This window comes from Anaerococcus sp., from assembly GCF_022770135.1.
GTDB lineage: Bacteria > Bacillota > Clostridia > Tissierellales > Peptoniphilaceae > Anaerococcus.
The window spans coordinates 1-17555 of the sequence record NZ_JALEIL010000094.1; the positions used below are offsets into that span (position 1 = coordinate 1).

Consider the following 17555-nt stretch of genomic DNA (forward strand, 5'->3'; position numbering starts at 1 on the left):
AAACAAATAAAAAAACTGCTTAAGCAGTAGTTGGGATAGTGGTGCATGTGACGGAATACTCGGAGCCCCAATAGGGGCGTGCCGGTATTTGCGCCTTATAGGCGCTGTGCAAACTACCAGCTAAGCTGGTAGTTTTGATTATATAAGTTTTCCCTTGAGATTTACAAAATATCATCAAATCCTATTTATTTTGTTTAGATCAATACTAATATCTATAAATTCACTAAGGCTTCTAAAAACTTGAAAAATCGCCGAACGAATGGCAAAGTCCTCGTGAGTTTGAGGAAGGTCTATCATCCTAAAGTGCTTATTCAAATATTCTATCCTTTCCTTGACCTTGATCATTTCGTTCGCATCTCCGAGCTTTTCTCCTGTATCGATTATTATGTCGGAAATTAGTTTACCTTTGTCATAGGCCCTTGGAATCTCCTTTAAGTCCTCATACATTTCTTTTAGAAGGTCCATCTCTATTTGCCTATGGTTAAGCTCTCTTAGGATATCCTTGCTATTATGGATTCTGTTATCATTTTCGAGTATTGCAAGGTCCATGGCCTTTCCTATATCCGCTTCTAGCTTTCTTATCTTATCTTCATATATTTCTACGTCCAGATGGTTGACTAGGATATTTCCGAAAAAGTTCAGAATATCCTTGATGTCCCTATCTATATTATAAATCCATTCTTTAAGTTCATCCTGACTTTCTGGTGCATAGAGGTTGGTCAAGAAGGCAAAGCCAGTTCCTATAAGGACAAGGATTAGTTCATTTTTAATAATAGAAGGATTGATTTGCCCATAGCTAAGCAAGTGAGTAACTATCACACTTGATGGACCAAGACCTAGTTCAATGCCTAGTAAAAGGGATAAGGGCACGAATAGGAGTAAGTAAATACCGAAAGCCCAAGTTTTGTAAGAAAATATTTCAAAGACTGTGGCTCCAATAGTAAAAGCTAGAATTGCCGAAACCATCCTTTTAAGCCCTCCTTTGACAGTTGCCTTTCTAGTCTCAAATATATCGAGTATGGTGATTATCGCAGCTGAAGAAGCGTAGTTAAGACCCAGGAAGCTTGCCAAGGATAGGGAAAGGCTAGCAGCTAGGGCTGTTTTTATAGTAGTGCTAATTATAGTTTTGTTCATGATGTCCCCTTGTAATTTATTTTTCGCCTAGGTATTTAATATAAAGCTGGCAAGGATTGTTCTCATCCCACAGTCCAGGCAGACACTCTAGCTCCTTGTAGGCCATAGCCCTATAGAAGTCATTTGTCCTATCGTATTCTTCGTAGGTCCCTTTCTTTACAGTCTTTACCTGGGCGTAGGAGAAAGATAAAGTCCTAGCTAAGTTCTCGAAGGACTCGATTAATTTCTTCCCCAAACCCAGTCTGTGGTATTTTTTCATCACTCCCATTACAAAAATCTCCACACAATCCTTACTTGTTTCCTTAATTACTAAAAATCCAGCTGGACTATCATCTACAAAAATAGCCAAGAATATCTTATCAAGTGACTCATTTATATACATTTGTCTACTTTCTGATATGCCAAACCAGTCTTTAAGATCATCTAGGATCAATCTTCCTATCTTTTCTTTTTCTTTTTTATCTTTTATTTCAATAATTTTTCTATCCATCTTTTATTCTCCCTTGAATCATTAGATTTACCTATAAGAAATTATCTTCCTTGAAATTTTTAACTTAAATGAAGAGGAATGCTCTAGTCAATTAAACTCCATCTTATCCTTAACTGCTACTGGTCTAAATAAGGTAAATTCTGCCAAGGCCTTAAGCTAGGATCTTAAACTCATCAGCTTTCTTCTTGCATCCCCCAATAATTTCAATAAAAAAAGACCCCGAAGGGTCTAGTATGTCATTTGTTTATGTAGCTGATTATTCTTGGTCGATTGCTTCTACAGGACATACTGCTGCACAAGAACCACAGTCTATACATGCGTCTGCGTCGATTTCGTAAGCTGCGTCTCCTTGAGAGATTGCTCCTACTGGACATTCACCTTCACATGATCCACATGAAATACATGTATTTTCGTCTATTCTATAAGCCATAATTTTCCTCCTATTTGTTTATTTCTTATGTCTATAATATACAACATAGAAGAGTAAAAGTCAAGAATTTTTTTATATTTATTCTTATTTTAATTCTAAAATGATAATTTATTCAAATTGATACTAATTATCATTTTTAGTATTCCATTTCCTTACATGAGTAAGTCTCTTCGATTTCTTCATCGGTTCCCGTAAGTTTGACCCTTACCTTAGATCTTTCTCTGATGTAGTCGTTATTAAGGACCATCCCGTATCCGTCTGCTGTCTTTACCTTTTGACCTTCTTTAGGCATGATTTCCTTACTACATTTGTAGCATTCTTCTTCGTATGACAAGCAGCACATAAGCCTTCCGCACGTACCAGAAATCTTGCCTGGATCTAGGGTGATGTCTTGGTCCTTGGCCATCTTTATGGATAGGGGCTTGAAGTCATTAAGAAATCTCCCACAGCAGCATTTTTGCCCGCAAGGGCCTAGGTGTTCGATCATCTTAGCATGATCTCTTACTCCTATCTGTCTAAGCTCAATCCTATTTCTGTAGATTGATGCCAAGTCTTTTACGAGAGACCTAAAGTCTACCCTATTTTCAGCCTTAAAGTAGAAGGTTATTTTACTTCTGTCAAAGGTATATTTTGCATCTATTATCTTCATCTTTAGCCCATGGGAATTGGCCTTTTCTTGGCAAAGACTTATCGCCTCTTTGGCATCTTGCTCATTTTTGGCATAGTAATATAAGTCATCGTTGGTAGCTTTTCGAATTACTTCCGAAAGATTTCCCTTACATTCTGACTCATCAACATCAACTAGGACAACTTCTGCCATTTCTACTCCGTTGGATGTTTCTACTATTACCTTATCCTTATATTCAAATTCATTTCCATTTGCATCGAAATGATATATTTTACCCGCTGGTCTAAATCTTATTCCTACGACTCTCAATCAGAAATTCCCCTCTCTAAATATATTAAATATGATTTTTTCTATACTTAGATCATAATTAATATTTGTTCTTGCTGCATTTTGTATATCTTCTATCAAAAATATTGCCTTTTCTATTTCATCTATTGAAATTTGTGGAAATTTTTTAAGCATATATTTTGTGTTGTAATCAAGCTCTTCCCTATTATAATTGTAGCTTATTAGGGCCTGGTAGACTTTAAGCATTGCCTTGTAGATAGTTTGTCTATCGTCCTTATACTTGTTAAAGAAGTCCTTGTTTTTATAAAATGAATCTATCTTCCCATTATAGATATCAGCCATTATAGAATACAGCTTATCCATATCTATATCAAGGTCGCCTTCTTCTGCTTGTATTGGAATTATCTGACATCTTGACCTAATTGTTGCCAAGAGATTGTACCTATTGGTGCATGTGAAGATAATCTTTACATAATCTCTTAGCTCTTCCAGGCTCTTTAGCATGGCGTTAGACCCTTCTTGCCTTAGGTCCTGGGCATTGTGGATTATATATATTTTAATCTTGCCATTGTAGGGTCTAAGATAGATATCCTTTAAGACTTGTCTGATAGTTTCAATATCTATTACTCCGCCTTCTTTATCAATTAGGTAAAGGTCTGGGTTGTTCTCATCATCTATCCCATAATAGCTAAAGACTTCCCTTGCAAAATCAAGGGCAAAGGCCTTGTTAGCCTCTTCGTTTTTCCCTTCAAAAATATAGGCATTGGACAGATTTTCTACGTCTATTTCCCTATTTTTAAAGCTCATAGTTGGATATATTTGTCAACGTCTATTAGAAAGATTGTAGCTCCTCCTACAGTTATATCTATTGGAACTGTGTTTGTTAAAAGTGAGCTTTCTGCTGTTGGATTAATTATAGTTGTTGTTGTATTTCTCTTCTTGCAGTTTTTCTCAATTATGGATAATACTTCGTCTAGGTCTTCTTCTTCGACACCTATTAGAAGGGTTGTGTTTCCTTTTTTGAGAAAGCCACCAGTGGTTGCAAGCTTTGTAATCCTATATCCCTTGTCTGTCAATGCATCAACTAAAAAGTTCACATCTGCATCTTGAACTATAGCTATAAGTAGTTTCATAGTTTCTCCTCCAAAGATTTATAAATTAAGTCCATTACTTGATCAGTTACTTCCTCGATAGATTTAGTCGCATCTACTCTTTTTATATCATCCTTGTATCTTTCGGCTATATCTAGATAAGAGTCGAAGATTTTCTTGTGGAAGTCGAAGTCTTCGCTTTCGAGTCTATCTGCTGAGAAGTTAGCTCTCTTTCTTACTAGAGCTGTCTTGTAGTCTATATCAAAAAATATGGTTAGGTCTGCCTTTGTATTTTGTGTTGCAAAGTCATTTATTTCCTTTACCTTTTCGATACCCAGTCCCCTGCCAACTCCTTGATAAAGGAGGGAGCTTAGAACGAATCTATCACATATGACAAGCTTGCCTTTTTTAAGTGCTGGTCTTATCTTTTCTTCTATAAGCTGGGCCCTGCTTGCGGCAAATAGGAGACATTCGCACCTACTCGTCATGTCTTCATTGTCATTATCTATGATAATTTCTCTAATCTTCTCAGAGATTGGTGTTCCACCTGGTTCTCTAAAGTCCAAGTATTCTATCTGATCTTTCTTAAGTCTCTTCTTTACTTCATTAATAACTGTTGTTTTACCAGATCCATCGGGACCTTCAAATACTATTAGTTTTCCTGTCATGGTTTTATTATACCATATTAGGAAAAATTTAGCTTAGAGATTAGCTTAAAAGTTTGCAAAAAAAAAGACCGTCTGGCCTTTTTTAATCTTATTCTTCGTCTTCTGATTCACTTTCTTCAGTTTCATCAACTGTAGGAACGTCACTTGCGTCAGCTGCTTCTTCGCCTTCTTCTGGAATTTCTTCCTCATTAGGTTCTTGTAGTGAGCAGATAACTTCGTCGTCCTCTTCAAGAATTGTGATTTCGTCAACTTTTGCAATGTCAAGATCAGCTATTGTTCTAACATCACCGATTTGTAGATCGCTTACTTCAACATCTGCTGTTTGTGGGATGTATCTTGGTAGACATTCTACTTCAACAACGTCGATGTTTTGAACTAGTACAGATGGTTCAACTCTGATTTCATCTCTACCAACAAGTACAACTGGAACTTGTACTCTGATAGCTTCGTTTTGGTTGATTGCTTGGAAGTCAACGTGTAAAAATTGGTTTTTGAATGGGTGATTTTGATATGCTTTGATAAGTACATCTTTCTTCTCACCACCAAAATCTAGTGTTATAATTGTTGATGTTCCAGCTTGTCTAAGTACCTTTTCAAAATCTCTAGTTGTCACTTGAACATTTATATTTTCTTCGTCTTTGGCATAAATAACTCCTGGTACTAGTTCAGCTGCTCTTAGCTTGTTAACTTTGTTTTTACCAGTAGCTTCTCTTTTTTCTGCTTGTAAAACTAACTCTGCCATTTTGCCTCCTTATATATTCATACTGCTTAATTATACCTCATAAACATTTCATTTACAATGTTTTAGTTTCAATCAATACAAATCGGGTATATTAATTATGAAGATAATATATAGAAAGGATTATTTATGTCAAGAAAAGTTAAATTCGGTAGTGTAGAAGTAAGTGTAGATGGTGAAAAACTCAAAGTAGGTGATATAGCTCCAGACTTTTTGGCTATTGATAACGAACTAAATGAATATTCATCTAAAGAAGATGATGGGAAAATTAAATTAATTTCAGTTATACCATCAATAGATACATCTGTTTGTGAGATACAGACAACAATGTTTTCTAAGGCAAGAGAGGGCTTATCAGATGAAGTTTCTCTTATAACTATATCAAACGACTTACCTTTTGCTCAAGCTAGATTCTTGGAAGAGAAGGAAATCACTAACAATAAGTTCGTATCGGACTATATTCACCATGATTTCTCAAAGAAGTACTCAACCCTTATCAATGAGCTTCAGCTTTTAAATAGGTCAGTTTTTGTAGTAGATAAGGACAACAAGATAGTCTACGCTGAATATTTAGATCAAAATACAGATTTACCAGATTATGAAAAAGCAATAGAAGTTGTTAAAAGCTTAGAAAATTAAATTTTGGATAAGAATCTAACCACAAAGATTCTTATCCATTTTTATTTTAAATTAAAGATTCTAAAAGCATAAGTGTCGTAAGGGCTCCTATGCCCTTCTTATTTGTGAGAACTTCTATATCCATATCCTCCAGGCTCTTATAATCGACATCGCCTATAATTTTGCCATCTAGATAGGTCGTACCTACATCTACAACAAGCATCCCTTCTGAAAAATAAGACTTATCATAAAAATTAGCCCTACCTATAGCTGAAATAAATATATCGGCATTTTTTATTAATTCTTTTTGATCTGCCGTATGGCGGGTTATCATAGTAATTGTCGCATATTTCGTTACTAGATTCATGGCTAGAGGCTTACCTATAGTTGTGGTCTTGTTTGAAATTACTATATGCTTACCCTTAAGACTAGAGTATTTCTCTTCTAGAAATCTTACAATTGCCCTTGACGTTTGAGGGAGCCTCTCTGTAGATCCATCCATAGCATGACCTAGGGCTTTGTAGGTGAAGGCATCCAGGTCCTTGATTTCGATATTGTCTTTAAGAAGGGTCAAATCTTTCCCCTCTCCGAAGGGAGCAAGTATTATATAGCCATCTTCCTTATCAAATGAATTGATATAAGCTAGGATTTCTTCCGAGCTTTCTTTAGTAAACTCACAGTCCACATATTCTATATCAAACTGTTCGCATCTTTTAATTATTGCCTTCTTATAATATAGGACTTCACTAGTAGGATTCTTGGATAAGAGTAAAAGTTTATTAGTAAACTTATGTCCCCCTAGTTTTTCAATCAAGGAGTTTTTAATCTCGTCTGTATTTAATATTTTCATATATCCTCCATGCAAAAACCCCAACTAGGCTAAACCTAATCGGGGTTGATTAATTATTACTAATATATTCTTCTAGCTCCAACGAATGCGTTTTGGAAGCTTCCATTGTATACATTGTCATATCTAACGCCTGTTGCAGGTGTTGATGCGTGAACGAAGGTACCGTCAGAATTAACTACAATTCCTACGTGGTCGATTCCGCCTCCACCATAAGAGAAGAACACAAGGTCTCCTGCTTGAAGGTTGGATGAATCTACAGCGTATCCGCTTGAGTATTGGGCTGCTGATTGGTGTGGGATAGATATACCCATTTGGCTATAGACATAAGATGTAAGTCCTGAACAGTCAAAGCCTACTCCTGGGTTAGCTGATCCCCAAACATATGGGCTTCCTACGAATTGTGTTGCAAGATCTGCTGCACTTAGGCCTGACCCACTGTAGGCTGGTGCTGAAGCTTGCTCTACTTCTTGAACCTCTTCTACTTCTTGGACTTGTTCGTTAGCTTCTGCTACTTCTTCTTTCACTTCTTCCTTAGCAACTTCTGTGTCAGATAGGAAGTCTGCTGCTACATAGCCCTTTTGACCATTGTAGTCAATTTCTAGCCAACCGTTACTAGCCTCGCCTTCTAGCCAGTCACCCTTTCTAACAGATCCGATTATATTACCGTCTCCTGCCTTACTTCTAACATTGAGGATTGATGTATTAACCCATCCTGTATAATAGTATGACCCAGCCTCTTGGGCTTGTCTTTCTTCTTCAGCTCTTTTTGCTTCTTCAGCTTTTCTTGCTTCTTCAGCCTTCTTAGCTTCTTCGGCCTCTTTTGCTTCTTGGGCTTTCTTAGCCTCTTCAGCCTCTTTTACCTCTTGAGCTTTTTCTGCCTCTTCAGCCTTTTTAGCTTCTTCTTGCTTTTCAACTTCTTGGGCTTTTTCTTCTTCTTTATTATTTAATTCATTTACTAAATCTACAGGATAAACATCTGAAAGGAATTCATCATTTACATATCCTAATTCAGTCTTTAGGAATCCATCTTCTAGGACTCCTTCTATTTCATCTCCTGCCTTAAGGGAAGATACTATATTATTCTCATTCATATCCTTAGTACTTCTTACGTTAAGGATCTCTGTATTAACGTATTTTACAAGGGTAAGGTCTTTGTCTTCTTCCTTAGCAGCTTCTTCTTTGTCAGCTGTTTCGCTAGCTTCTTCTTTAGCTTCAACTTTTTCTTTTTCAGCTGGAGATTCTTCGCTTGCTTCAACTTCCTTAGTTGCTGTTATTTCAACTAGGGCATCTCTTGCTGCATTTTCTACTAATTTATCTAAGTTAGATTTTTCATCTATTTTTTCTTCTTTGGCAGGTTTGTCTTCTTTAGCAATTTTTGTGTTTTTTACATCTTCAGTATATTCAGATTTCACTAGATCATAATCAGAATAGCTTTCTGTATAATTCGCTTCTGTAATTAGCGAATTTGTATGTTGATCTTGGTCTAAATTGTCAATTGTAGTAGCATATGCACTCGCACCTGCTGTAACTGCAGCTATAACTGATAGCATAGCTCCTATATTCTTTTTATTCATCAAGTCCTCCATATCTATGTAATGAATCTTATTTTGATAATGTTTCTGTTTTGAAATCTGTATATATTTTATATCTTTTTAACAAAAGTGTCAAGAATTTGTTACAAAAAAATTACACTTTTCGGATAGTTTTTTAGATTTATTGACCGAAATCCATAAAATAACCAATAAAACTAAAAAATATTTCCGAAAAATGTAATTTCTCCTAACATTTTCTCCACAATTAGTTACAAAATGTTAATATTATGTAGAGAGCAAATCTATAAGCCGTGTTCTGTCTTGGATAATCATCTGTCTAGGCTTATTGTTGCCAATAAGCTCAAGCGAACAACCATACCGGACCGTGCCGAGCAGGCATCCTACTGTCCCTTCGTTCTTGCACCGGATGGGGTTTACATAGCCTGTCTATCACTAGACAGCTGGTGAGCTCTTACCTCGCCCTTCCAACCTTACCAGAAAATCTGGCGGTATACTTTCTGTTGCACTTGCCTGAGGATCACTCCTACTTGACGTTATCAAGCATCCTCGCTCTGTGGTGCACGGACTTTCCTCGTGAATTAACCCGCGATTACCCGATTTACTCCTTCTTAATTATACTTTTTTTCTTCTAAAAAACAACTAGTAAAACTTCCTAAAGCTGTCATCTTTTGAGAAAGTAATAACTTCTCCATCAAAGATTTCCTCTATATCTTTTTGAAGTTTATAGATTATGTGGTTTTCGCTTGCAAAATGCCCTACATCACAGATTATGATTCCTTCATTAGCAAGATCCATCCCATCATGGTATTTTACATCTCCGGTAATAATCATGTCACAAGATATGTCTAGAGCATCTCTTATAAGATCGCTCCCTGCTCCACCACAGACTCCTATCTTTTTTACTTTCTTCGATAAGTCGCCGTAGACAACAATGCCACTTGCCTTTAATTTATCCTTTATTTCCCTAATAAATTCATCCGAATCTTTTTCTTCTATGAAGCCGTAGCGGCCAAGCCCTAGGTCTTTCCCTTGCTCGAGGACCCTAGTCTTATCTATTCCCAAAATCCTACATAGATTATCATTTACCCCGCCCTTAGCTATATCGAGGTTGGTATGGAAAGCGTAGACTGTTATGTCGTTTTTGATACAAGCCTTAAGTCTTTGGTAAAACTTTTCACTAAAATCGATTGATTTAGCTCCACTAAACAAATATGGATGGTGGGTTATGATTAGATTGCAATCATTGGCTATAGCCTCCTCCATTCCTTCTTCCTCAAGGTCTAGAGAAACTAAGATATTTTTTACTTCATCATTAGGATTACCTATTTGAAGTCCTGAGTTATCCCATTCTTCTTGAAGGGAGAAGGGATATTTTTTCTCTAATTTTTCTATTAATTCTTTAATTTCCATATGTTTTCTATCTCCTCTATAGCTTGTAATTTCTCATCAATTCTTCCTAGACTCTTTTTATCCTTTGATTTGGCAAGAATATCTTCCCTAAACTTTAGGTTTTTTTTACGGTCGATCTTAAGCTTATCTTTAAGGATTTGGCTCTCGTTTTCGATATCATCCCTACCATAGTAAGTTTCTGAAAGATTTAGGGGACTTGCCTTAGCAAATCTCGTCTTTATGATATCGTAGTACTTTTTATTCTCAAAGCTTAGAAAATCATTCATTATCTCGAAGTCATTTTCTACGAGGAATAGTCTAAGCTTTTCTGTGTTGATATTGCTTGCAAGAATCATATAATCGAGATTTTGGGCAAAGTCCATGGATTCTTCTATTATATCTATAATGGTATTGGCCCCCATACCTGCTATTATTGCTACTTGCCCTTCATCCTTATTAATACCCTTAAAGCCATCGGTTACCTTAGTCTTTATAATTTTTTCCGTATCAGAATCCAAGACTCCCCTTAGTTTATCTAGGGACTTTTCTGATATATCTGTCGCCAATATTTCCTTACTGATTCCATTTTTTGCTAAATATAAAGGAACCAATCCATGATCAGTTCCTATATCTATAACTTTTTTATTTTTATCTATTAGACTAATAATATCTAATAATCTTTTTTTATCTTCCATTATAAAAAATCTTTCAATAATTCACTCTTGTTCGGAGATTTAAGTTTCCTTAGGGCCTTAGCCTCTATTTGTCTTATCCTCTCCCTAGTCACGTCAAATTCCTTGCCTACTTCTTCAAGGGTCCTTGGTGTTCCATCGATTAGGCCAAATCTCAATTGAAGGACTCGTTTCTCCCTAGCCCCCAGGCAAGAAAGGACATCATTTAATTGCTCACGGAGCATAGTGTAGTTTGCAGCTTCACCAGGGTCGATTGCGCTATCATCTTCTATGAAATCTCCTAAGTGGGAGTCGTCCTCTTCTCCTATTGGAGTTTCCAAGGAAACTGGCTCTTGGGATATTTTTCTTATCTCTTGAACCTTCTCTACCTCTAGCCCCATTTGCTCGGCAATCTCTTCATTGGAAGGATCCCTACCCAAATCTTGGACTAGTTGCCTTTGAATCCTTACGAGCTTATTTATAGTTTCAACCATGTGGACAGGAATTCTTATGGTCCTTGCCTGATCTGCTATGGCACGAGTGATAGCCTGTCTTATCCACCAGGTCGCATAGGTTGAGAATTTGAATCCCCTGTTGTAGTCATATTTGTCTACTGCCTTCATAAGTCCCATGTTTCCTTCTTGGATAAGGTCTAGAAAGCTCATTCCACGACCGACATATTTCTTGGCAATAGATACCACCAGTCTTAGGTTGGTTTCTGCAAGTTTCTTCTTAGCTCTTTTTGAATTAAGAACAGCTCTTCTTAAATCTACGATATCTTCATCGCTTAGATCTTCATCATTTATCACCTTGTAGGCAAGATCTCTTAGGGCGATAGTTTCTTCTATCTCCATTAGCTCATCCTTACTTAAGGCTATGTTTTCAGAAATCTTCTTAGCCCTCTGGCTAGTAATTATGAAATCTTCTAGGATCATACTATCGTTGGTCTTTATATGTTCCTTATTGGCAGCCTTGGATAGTATATCATTAAATGATAAATAAATAAGATTTACTATCTCGTCAGATTCTGTAATATTTAACATATGGTCAAAGGAATCGAAGAGATCGCATAGGGAATTAGCCTCACTTCTATCTAGGACATTATCGCTTACAGCATTTTCTGCTATATTACAGATTAATACTCTTGCCTTTAGCTCTTCTAGAGCTTCCTTATCCATTTCCTTATCCATGATTTCTCTAAAAAGCTCGCCCATACTGATAAGTCCTCTTATCTCCTCGTAGCTTTTCTGATCAAGACAGCCATTTTCTAGGATTTTATCGTTGGAGATTTTAAGTATCTTGGCAAGATCTCCAAAGAAGATGTCATTGGCAAGTTTGGTCTTGTTTTGCTTGTTAAACTTGACTCCTTCAAGTTTCTTTCTTGCAATCTCTCCCATCTCCATCCTACGAGCAAGTATTATCTCTTCTGTTGCTGTAAGAAGGTCTACCTTGCCTATTTCCTTAAGATACATCTTCACAGGGTCGTCAACCTTGACTCCAGCCATAATATCTACAGATTTCTTGATATCTTCTTCTATTTTCTTCTCGTCGATATCGTCATCGTCTTCATCATCGATTTCATCATCCAAATCATCCGTTTCTTCATCCTCTTCAAGGACTGTTTCAGATTTTTCGACGATTTCTATACCTAAGCTTATAATCTGCTTCATAACAAACTTTTTGCTCTCATCTTCCATTTCCTTGAAGTTTTCGAATGTATTTATTTGAGAATAGGTAATCAATCCATCTTGAGACTCGCTCATAGACTGCAATTCTTCTATTATTTCTTTTAGAACATCATCATCGAGCAATTTGTTGTCATCGCTTGTCATCATTACTCCCCTTACTTCTAAAGACTATCTCTTCTTTAATCTCTTGAGTTCTTTCTTTCTATTGTAGAGAATTATCTTTCTCTTTAGTTCCTCTGCAAGTATGGGATTGGTATTATCTCTAATATAATCCAAAATATACTTGTAGTCCTCATCTGAAAGATCGAACTTACTAACATCCTTTTCTTTTAAAAAAGTCTTAACATTGTTTATCTTCTCGTTTTCTATAGCCCTATCGAAAAAGTCTCTGTCTTTCTCGTAGTCAGACCTCTGATTGAAAAACAATCTTAAAACTTCTAATTCATTTATTCTAAAGTCCTTATTGGTACTTTCTACTATAATTTTTTCTTTCTTATTAAACTTACTCTTATTCCTATCTTTTAAGTCAGTATCTTTATTATACCTTGAAACAGCTTGTTTTAAAGTAGTCTTGTCTATGTCAAATAGCTTGCTTACATTGTTTATAAAGATTTCTTGAGTTAATTCCTGTTTAATAGAGGCAAGAAAAGCCACAAACAAATTTAGCTTGTCGAATCTTTCTGAAGGCTTGGCCGAACTATATTCGTCTAGAATTTTGTTGTATTTATAATTGTAAGAATCTTGGGCATCAGCTATTTTTTCCTCAAAGGCATCCTTGCCCTTGGCCTTAATGAAATCGTCCGGGTCATTTCCATCATCTAAGACAATTACGCTAGGATTTACTCCTATCTCATAAAAAATCTCTATAGCCTTCTCCGTTGCCTTAACTCCAGCGCTATCCTGGTCATAGCAAATGTAAATATCATCCGAATATCTTTTCATAAGTTTGGCCTGATCTATAGTTAAGGCTGTTCCTAGAGATGCTACAGCTATATCTAGGCCGTGATTGTTAAGAGCTATTACATCCATATAGCCTTCTACAAGTATAAGCTCTTTTCTCTTCTGCCTCTTGTAGATATTTAGACCGTAGAGATTGTATCTTTTCTTGAAGATGCTAGATTCTGGTGAATTAAGATACTTTGGCATCTGGCCTGAGACGGCACGTCCCCCAAAGCCTATGACCTTTCCGAAATGATTTATTATAGGAAAGATAATCCTATCCCTATACTTATCATAATAGTTGCCCTTAGAGGATTTCTTGATAAGACCAAGATCGTCCAGGTCCTTTTCGTTATAATTTTTCTTTCTTATATAGGAATACAAATCATCCCAAGAATCTCTTGCGTAGCCTAGCATAAAGGTATTTACAATCTTACTAGATAGGCCACGACTCTTAAGATAGGATTGGGCCTTCCTGTCGGTTAGGAGATTCTTATAGAAAAACATCATAATATCTTTATTGATATCGAAAAGTTCCTTGTTTTTCTTATTTACTCCAGGATTTTCGGTGTAATCTATGCTAATACCTGCCTTGTCCGCAAGAAATTTGAGGCTTTCTGGGTAGGAAAGTCCTTCTTTTTGCATTATAAAAGAAACAACATCTCCCCCTGCTCCACAGCCGAAGCAGTGAAAAAGTTGTTTCTTCTCATCTACTGTGAAAGATGGTGTCTTCTCATTATGGAAGGGGCACAGACCCTTGAAGGATGAGCCCGCTCTTTTAAGATCAACATACTCACCTATAATATCAACTATATTTGAGCTTTGTAGTATTTGATTTATCTTACTATCAGAAATTAAACTCATATTATCACCTAAAGAGACTATACTTATCTTGTATGATTTTTCAATTTCACAAAATTCAGAAAAATGCAAATAAAATTTTATCCGTCTTATTTGTCTTTAAAATTATTGGCTTAAGATTTGTCATAGGACCTACCTTTATGATAAGATATAGAAAAGATCGGCTACTAATTCAGATGTAATTAAGAACCAATGACAGGGGAAATTATGGAAAATATAAACGAAAATATACTTGAGTCTAGTATCTTTAAGGATGATATAGAAATAAAAATTTTGAATGCGAATGAGAGTTTCTTAACTAATGAAAATAGCTCGAGAATTCAGTTTCATCCCTTCATATATTTTTACTTCATAGTTGAAGGAAGCGGAACTTTCTTTATAGAGAATGATTCAATAAAAATCAAAAAAAATGATTTGGTTATAATAAATTCAAATATCGGTCACAATCTTTATGTGGATGAAGATGAGTATGCTGTCAAAACTCTAGGATTCGGTCTTGAAAGTATTGGTCTAACTTCCCACCTAGAGGAGGTCCAATCCGAAGAAGAATTAGAGCTTGATAACTTCTTTCACATAACTTGGGAGAATAAGGAAGCTAAGATTAATGAAATCTTTAGTAAAATAGTCGATGAATTTCACTCAGAAAATTTGTATGCAAAGACCTTGGCAGACGCCCTGGCCTCTTATTTTCTTATTAACTTCCTAAGACATTTTAGGAATGAAATAGAAGTTGTCCCTGACATTAATATAAATAGGAGAATCGACTACATAAAAAGCTACATCGACAACAATTACTCCCTCGACCTAAGTCTAGAAGGTCTTTCTAATATGGCCTACATGAACAAGTTTCACTTAATCGCTGAGTTCAAGCAGTCCTATAGGGTAACTCCTATTGAGTATCTAATACTTAAAAGAATCGAGGTCTCGAAGGGACTTTTGATCTCTACAAACCATTCCATGGAAACAATAGCAGATACAGTAGGCTTTAACTCCCAATCTTATTTCAACCAAGTCTTTAGAAAAAAGGTTGGCATAACTCCTTCACAATTTAGAAAAAAACATAGACTATAAAACCCAAATCCATCTTTAGGATTTGGGTCTTTTCTAATTTTTTTCTCTAATTTTCTTCAATTCTTATTCTTGTAATTACACCATCATCTACTGACAAGATCCTATAAACATATGGTCCGTATACAATAGTAGTATTTTCATGAACTTCCTTAATCTTTTCCTTATCTGCAAGCTCATAGATAAGACCACCCAAAGTATGGGTCATGGTCGGAAGATTAAGCTTGTATTCCTTGTTTAGTTTCTCAATCGACATAGATGCATCAAAGGTATTATCAAGCTTTGCAATAAGAGTCTTATCTGATAGGATAAATTTCATTACCGCAAAAATAATCGCTACAGAAACTGTCCCTATCAAAATATCTGTAAGTCCTTGAGAATAAACTAGCATTTTCCTTGCTATCACGAATAGGATAAGTGTTAGGATAGATTCGTGGCTTCTAGTAATAATCATAGCTATTAGCTCGATTCCTACTATCAAAAGCAAGGCATGCTTTAAGAATTCATTCATTAGTAAATAGGAATTTTGGAGATGCTCTACCCTTAATATTTCAATTATATATCCGATTAGTTTCGGTATACCTGAGCAGACCCCCAAAATTACGATCAAACATATTACTATTTCAATAGCAGTTGCCGACTTATCTATTAATTCATTCGCCTTTGTATGTTTCATTAGTATTCCACACCTTGAGTATATTCACTGCTCGCATTCCAAATCAGAAACTCCTCTTGACCAGAATCATATATGGCCTTTATTTGAGCTTCAACCGCATCCTTATCATATTCCATCCAGTTGCCCTCACCTATCCAACTTGCAGTAAAGTCTTGGATCCAAGGTCTTGATAGAGGTGGATGGTCAAGTTTTGATAAGTATTCTTGCTCCGCTTTCAAGTATCTTTTTACTAACTCATAGGGTTCTAGGTCAGGCTTTTCAATATCAAAAGAGTTAAGCCCCCAGTGGGAAGGATAAATCATAGAAGAGATTACATCAGTTTGATTGCTCATTTCACCAAAGTCTTGTCCTATACCATCTGCTCTTTCAACCTGAAGGGCATATCCAAATACGTCTATAGAAATAGGAACTTTTTTATCTTGGAGTTCTTCTCTAGCTCTTTGAACAAAGCCTGTGATTGCTGCAACCCTCTTATCTCCTTCTTCCATATTCTTATCTTCAAATTCACCCCTAGGATAGTCTAGAGTATCGCCAAAGGTCTCAAAGCCTTCAGCAAATCTTACATAGTCAAACTGAATCTCATCAAAGCCAGCTTCGGCGGCAAGTTTGGCTATCTTTATGTCATAGTCTTGGACTTCTCTTAGGAAAGGATTCATAAAGGCTTCCCCATGACCATTCTTCCACAAGGAACCATCATCAAGGGTAAAGCCCCAGTCAGGATGTTTTTCTGTAATTATAGAATCCTTGAAGGTAGTTACCCTACCAATAACATAAATCCCCTTATCGTGCATTTCTTTGATAAAGTCTTTAGGATTAATAATATCAATACTCGCATATTCAATATCAGGATCATCAGTATCGAAATCCATTGTGACATTGCCCCAGTCGTCTTTGATATCGACTACGATTGAGTTAAGCCTAGTATTTTCTAACATATCCATTATTTTTTCGTAAACTTCGGGATTGTTTATGGAATATGTATTGAAGTACAAACCCTTAACCCCATCTTTAGGATAGTATTTGCTCTTCTTATCCTTAAGAGAGTGAAGTCTTGAAGTGTCGTAGTCCATATTGTAGTCATCAGGAGTAACACCTACCTCGTAAGGTACACCAATTTCCTTCTCAACAGCTTCATTGACCAAGCCCTTGTTGTTGGCTTTATCGTCTTTTTCCTTAGAATTATCTCCCTTTACAATGCTCTCTTCGCTCTTTTTATCTTCACTAGGCTCTGTACTTTTGCTCGACTCTTTTGAGCAAGCCGTGAAAATAAGGACAAGAGTCATCAAAAAAGAAATAATTAACTTTTTATTCTTCATTTAAGCTCCTTAAAGAATAAGAGCGAACCCAACGGTCCGCCCCTATGAACTTTTACTTTTTAGTTTTGTCTTAAACAAAATGCTTACGCACTTTACACCCTAACATGATATCCTCTCAAAGGCCACATCGTGACCTTCACGAAAAGCGCAACTAACGTTGCTCTCCGCGCTCTCGCGCTACTTTTCGGCATAAACTAGCAAATTCAATGCTTGTTTATGTGCTTAGTTTTCGGACTCAGAACTAGCCCGTCCAGCTCATTGAGGACTTCGTCTCGAAAATGAAAAATTATTCGCATTTTCTACCCTATTAGGATATCCTCTCAAAGATTCTAACGAATCTTTTCGCTTAGTTCTCTGGGTTCAGCATTAGCCCGTCCGGCTCGTTGAGGACTTCACCTCAGAGATGACGGATTAAAATCCGCCACCCAATCAGGATGGGACTACTTAATTACCTTTGT

Annotated in this window: 18 protein-coding genes and 1 other RNA gene; 2 read left to right on the forward strand and 17 right to left on the reverse strand. The window is 36.3% G+C overall.

What is annotated here, in order from left to right:
* Nucleotides 1-174: 174 nt before the first annotated feature.
* The 8 genes from MRZ08_RS04385 to MRZ08_RS04420 form a co-directional block, all read right to left on the reverse strand.
* Nucleotides 175-1134, reverse strand: coding sequence for an aromatic acid exporter family protein (locus tag MRZ08_RS04385; RefSeq protein WP_297379712.1), 960 nt, complete (start codon nt 1132-1134; stop codon nt 175-177).
* 16 nt (nt 1135-1150) lie between these two features.
* Nucleotides 1151-1624, reverse strand: a complete 474-nt coding sequence (locus MRZ08_RS04390; protein WP_297379716.1) for a GNAT family N-acetyltransferase — start codon at nt 1622-1624, stop codon at nt 1151-1153.
* 256 nt (nt 1625-1880) lie between these two features.
* Complete coding sequence (locus MRZ08_RS04395; RefSeq protein ID WP_015778053.1) at nt 1881-2054, reverse strand: 4Fe-4S binding protein; 174 nt, start codon at nt 2052-2054, stop codon at nt 1881-1883.
* A gap of 136 nt (nt 2055-2190) precedes the next feature.
* Nucleotides 2191-2991 carry a regulatory iron-sulfur-containing complex subunit RicT gene (ricT, locus tag MRZ08_RS04400; protein WP_297379721.1) on the reverse strand — a complete coding sequence of 267 codons (801 nt, stop codon included), beginning with the start codon at nt 2989-2991 and terminating at the stop codon, nt 2191-2193.
* Nucleotides 2992-3777, reverse strand: a complete 786-nt coding sequence (locus tag MRZ08_RS04405) for a DNA polymerase III subunit delta (RefSeq protein WP_297379726.1) — start codon at nt 3775-3777, stop codon at nt 2992-2994. It abuts the gene before it with no gap.
* Nucleotides 3774-4103: a cyclic-di-AMP receptor gene (locus tag MRZ08_RS04410; protein ID WP_015778056.1), complete on the reverse strand. Its 330-nt coding sequence runs from the start codon at nt 4101-4103 to the stop codon at nt 3774-3776. Before MRZ08_RS04410 ends, MRZ08_RS04405 begins: the two co-directional genes overlap by 4 nt.
* The gene (gene tmk / locus MRZ08_RS04415) at nt 4100-4729 is read right to left on the reverse strand and encodes a dTMP kinase (protein WP_297379730.1); all 630 of its coding nucleotides are present in this window, start codon (nt 4727-4729) and stop codon (nt 4100-4102) included. Before tmk ends, MRZ08_RS04410 begins: the two co-directional genes overlap by 4 nt.
* An 88-nt stretch (nt 4730-4817) precedes the next feature.
* A complete protein-coding gene (locus MRZ08_RS04420) occupies nt 4818-5471 on the reverse strand; it encodes a 50S ribosomal protein L25 (RefSeq protein WP_297379733.1) in 654 nt (217 codons plus the stop codon).
* A 126-nt stretch (nt 5472-5597) separates the two neighbouring features.
* Here MRZ08_RS04420 and tpx point away from each other — a divergent pair, with 126 nt between their 5' ends.
* Nucleotides 5598-6107 carry a thiol peroxidase gene (gene tpx / locus MRZ08_RS04425; RefSeq protein ID WP_297379736.1) on the forward strand — a complete coding sequence of 170 codons (510 nt, stop codon included), beginning with the start codon at nt 5598-5600 and terminating at the stop codon, nt 6105-6107.
* A gap of 46 nt (nt 6108-6153) precedes the next feature.
* Here tpx and MRZ08_RS04430 read toward each other — a convergent pair whose 3' ends face one another.
* From MRZ08_RS04430 to dnaG, 7 genes are all read right to left on the reverse strand, one after another.
* The gene (locus tag MRZ08_RS04430) at nt 6154-6936 is read right to left on the reverse strand and encodes a bifunctional 5,10-methylenetetrahydrofolate dehydrogenase/5,10-methenyltetrahydrofolate cyclohydrolase (RefSeq protein WP_297379739.1); all 783 of its coding nucleotides are present in this window, start codon (nt 6934-6936) and stop codon (nt 6154-6156) included.
* Between the two features lie 59 nt (nt 6937-6995).
* Nucleotides 6996-8510: an SH3 domain-containing C40 family peptidase gene (locus MRZ08_RS04435; RefSeq protein ID WP_297379741.1), complete on the reverse strand. Its 1515-nt coding sequence runs from the start codon at nt 8508-8510 to the stop codon at nt 6996-6998.
* A 247-nt stretch (nt 8511-8757) separates the two neighbouring features.
* Nucleotides 8758-9094, reverse strand: an RNA gene (gene rnpB / locus MRZ08_RS04440) — RNase P RNA component class A.
* A 34-nt stretch (nt 9095-9128) separates the two neighbouring features.
* Nucleotides 9129-9899, reverse strand: a complete 771-nt coding sequence (locus MRZ08_RS04445) for a Nif3-like dinuclear metal center hexameric protein (protein ID WP_297379744.1) — start codon at nt 9897-9899, stop codon at nt 9129-9131.
* The gene (locus tag MRZ08_RS04450) at nt 9881-10573 is read right to left on the reverse strand and encodes a class I SAM-dependent methyltransferase (protein WP_297379747.1); all 693 of its coding nucleotides are present in this window, start codon (nt 10571-10573) and stop codon (nt 9881-9883) included. Before MRZ08_RS04450 ends, MRZ08_RS04445 begins: the two co-directional genes overlap by 19 nt.
* Nucleotides 10573-12381: an RNA polymerase sigma factor RpoD gene (rpoD, locus tag MRZ08_RS04455; RefSeq protein ID WP_297379749.1), complete on the reverse strand. Its 1809-nt coding sequence runs from the start codon at nt 12379-12381 to the stop codon at nt 10573-10575. The genes MRZ08_RS04450 and rpoD overlap by 1 nt, the downstream gene beginning before the upstream one ends.
* A 24-nt stretch (nt 12382-12405) precedes the next feature.
* Entirely contained in the window at nt 12406-14040 is a 1635-nt protein-coding gene (gene dnaG / locus MRZ08_RS04460; RefSeq protein WP_297379752.1) for a DNA primase, read from the reverse strand.
* Nucleotides 14041-14244: 204 nt separating this feature from the next.
* On the opposite strand from dnaG, the gene MRZ08_RS04465 reads away from it, so the two are divergent.
* Complete coding sequence (locus MRZ08_RS04465) at nt 14245-15108, forward strand: AraC family transcriptional regulator (protein WP_297379755.1); 864 nt, start codon at nt 14245-14247, stop codon at nt 15106-15108.
* A gap of 46 nt (nt 15109-15154) precedes the next feature.
* Here MRZ08_RS04465 and MRZ08_RS04470 read toward each other — a convergent pair whose 3' ends face one another.
* On the reverse strand, nt 15155-15781 hold the full coding sequence (locus MRZ08_RS04470; RefSeq protein ID WP_297379757.1) for a transporter associated domain-containing protein: 627 nt from the start codon (nt 15779-15781) through the stop codon (nt 15155-15157).
* On the reverse strand, nt 15781-17097 hold the full coding sequence (locus tag MRZ08_RS04475) for a putative glycoside hydrolase (protein WP_297379761.1): 1317 nt from the start codon (nt 17095-17097) through the stop codon (nt 15781-15783). The genes MRZ08_RS04470 and MRZ08_RS04475 overlap by 1 nt, the downstream gene beginning before the upstream one ends.
* Nucleotides 17098-17555: the final 458 nt, after the last annotated feature.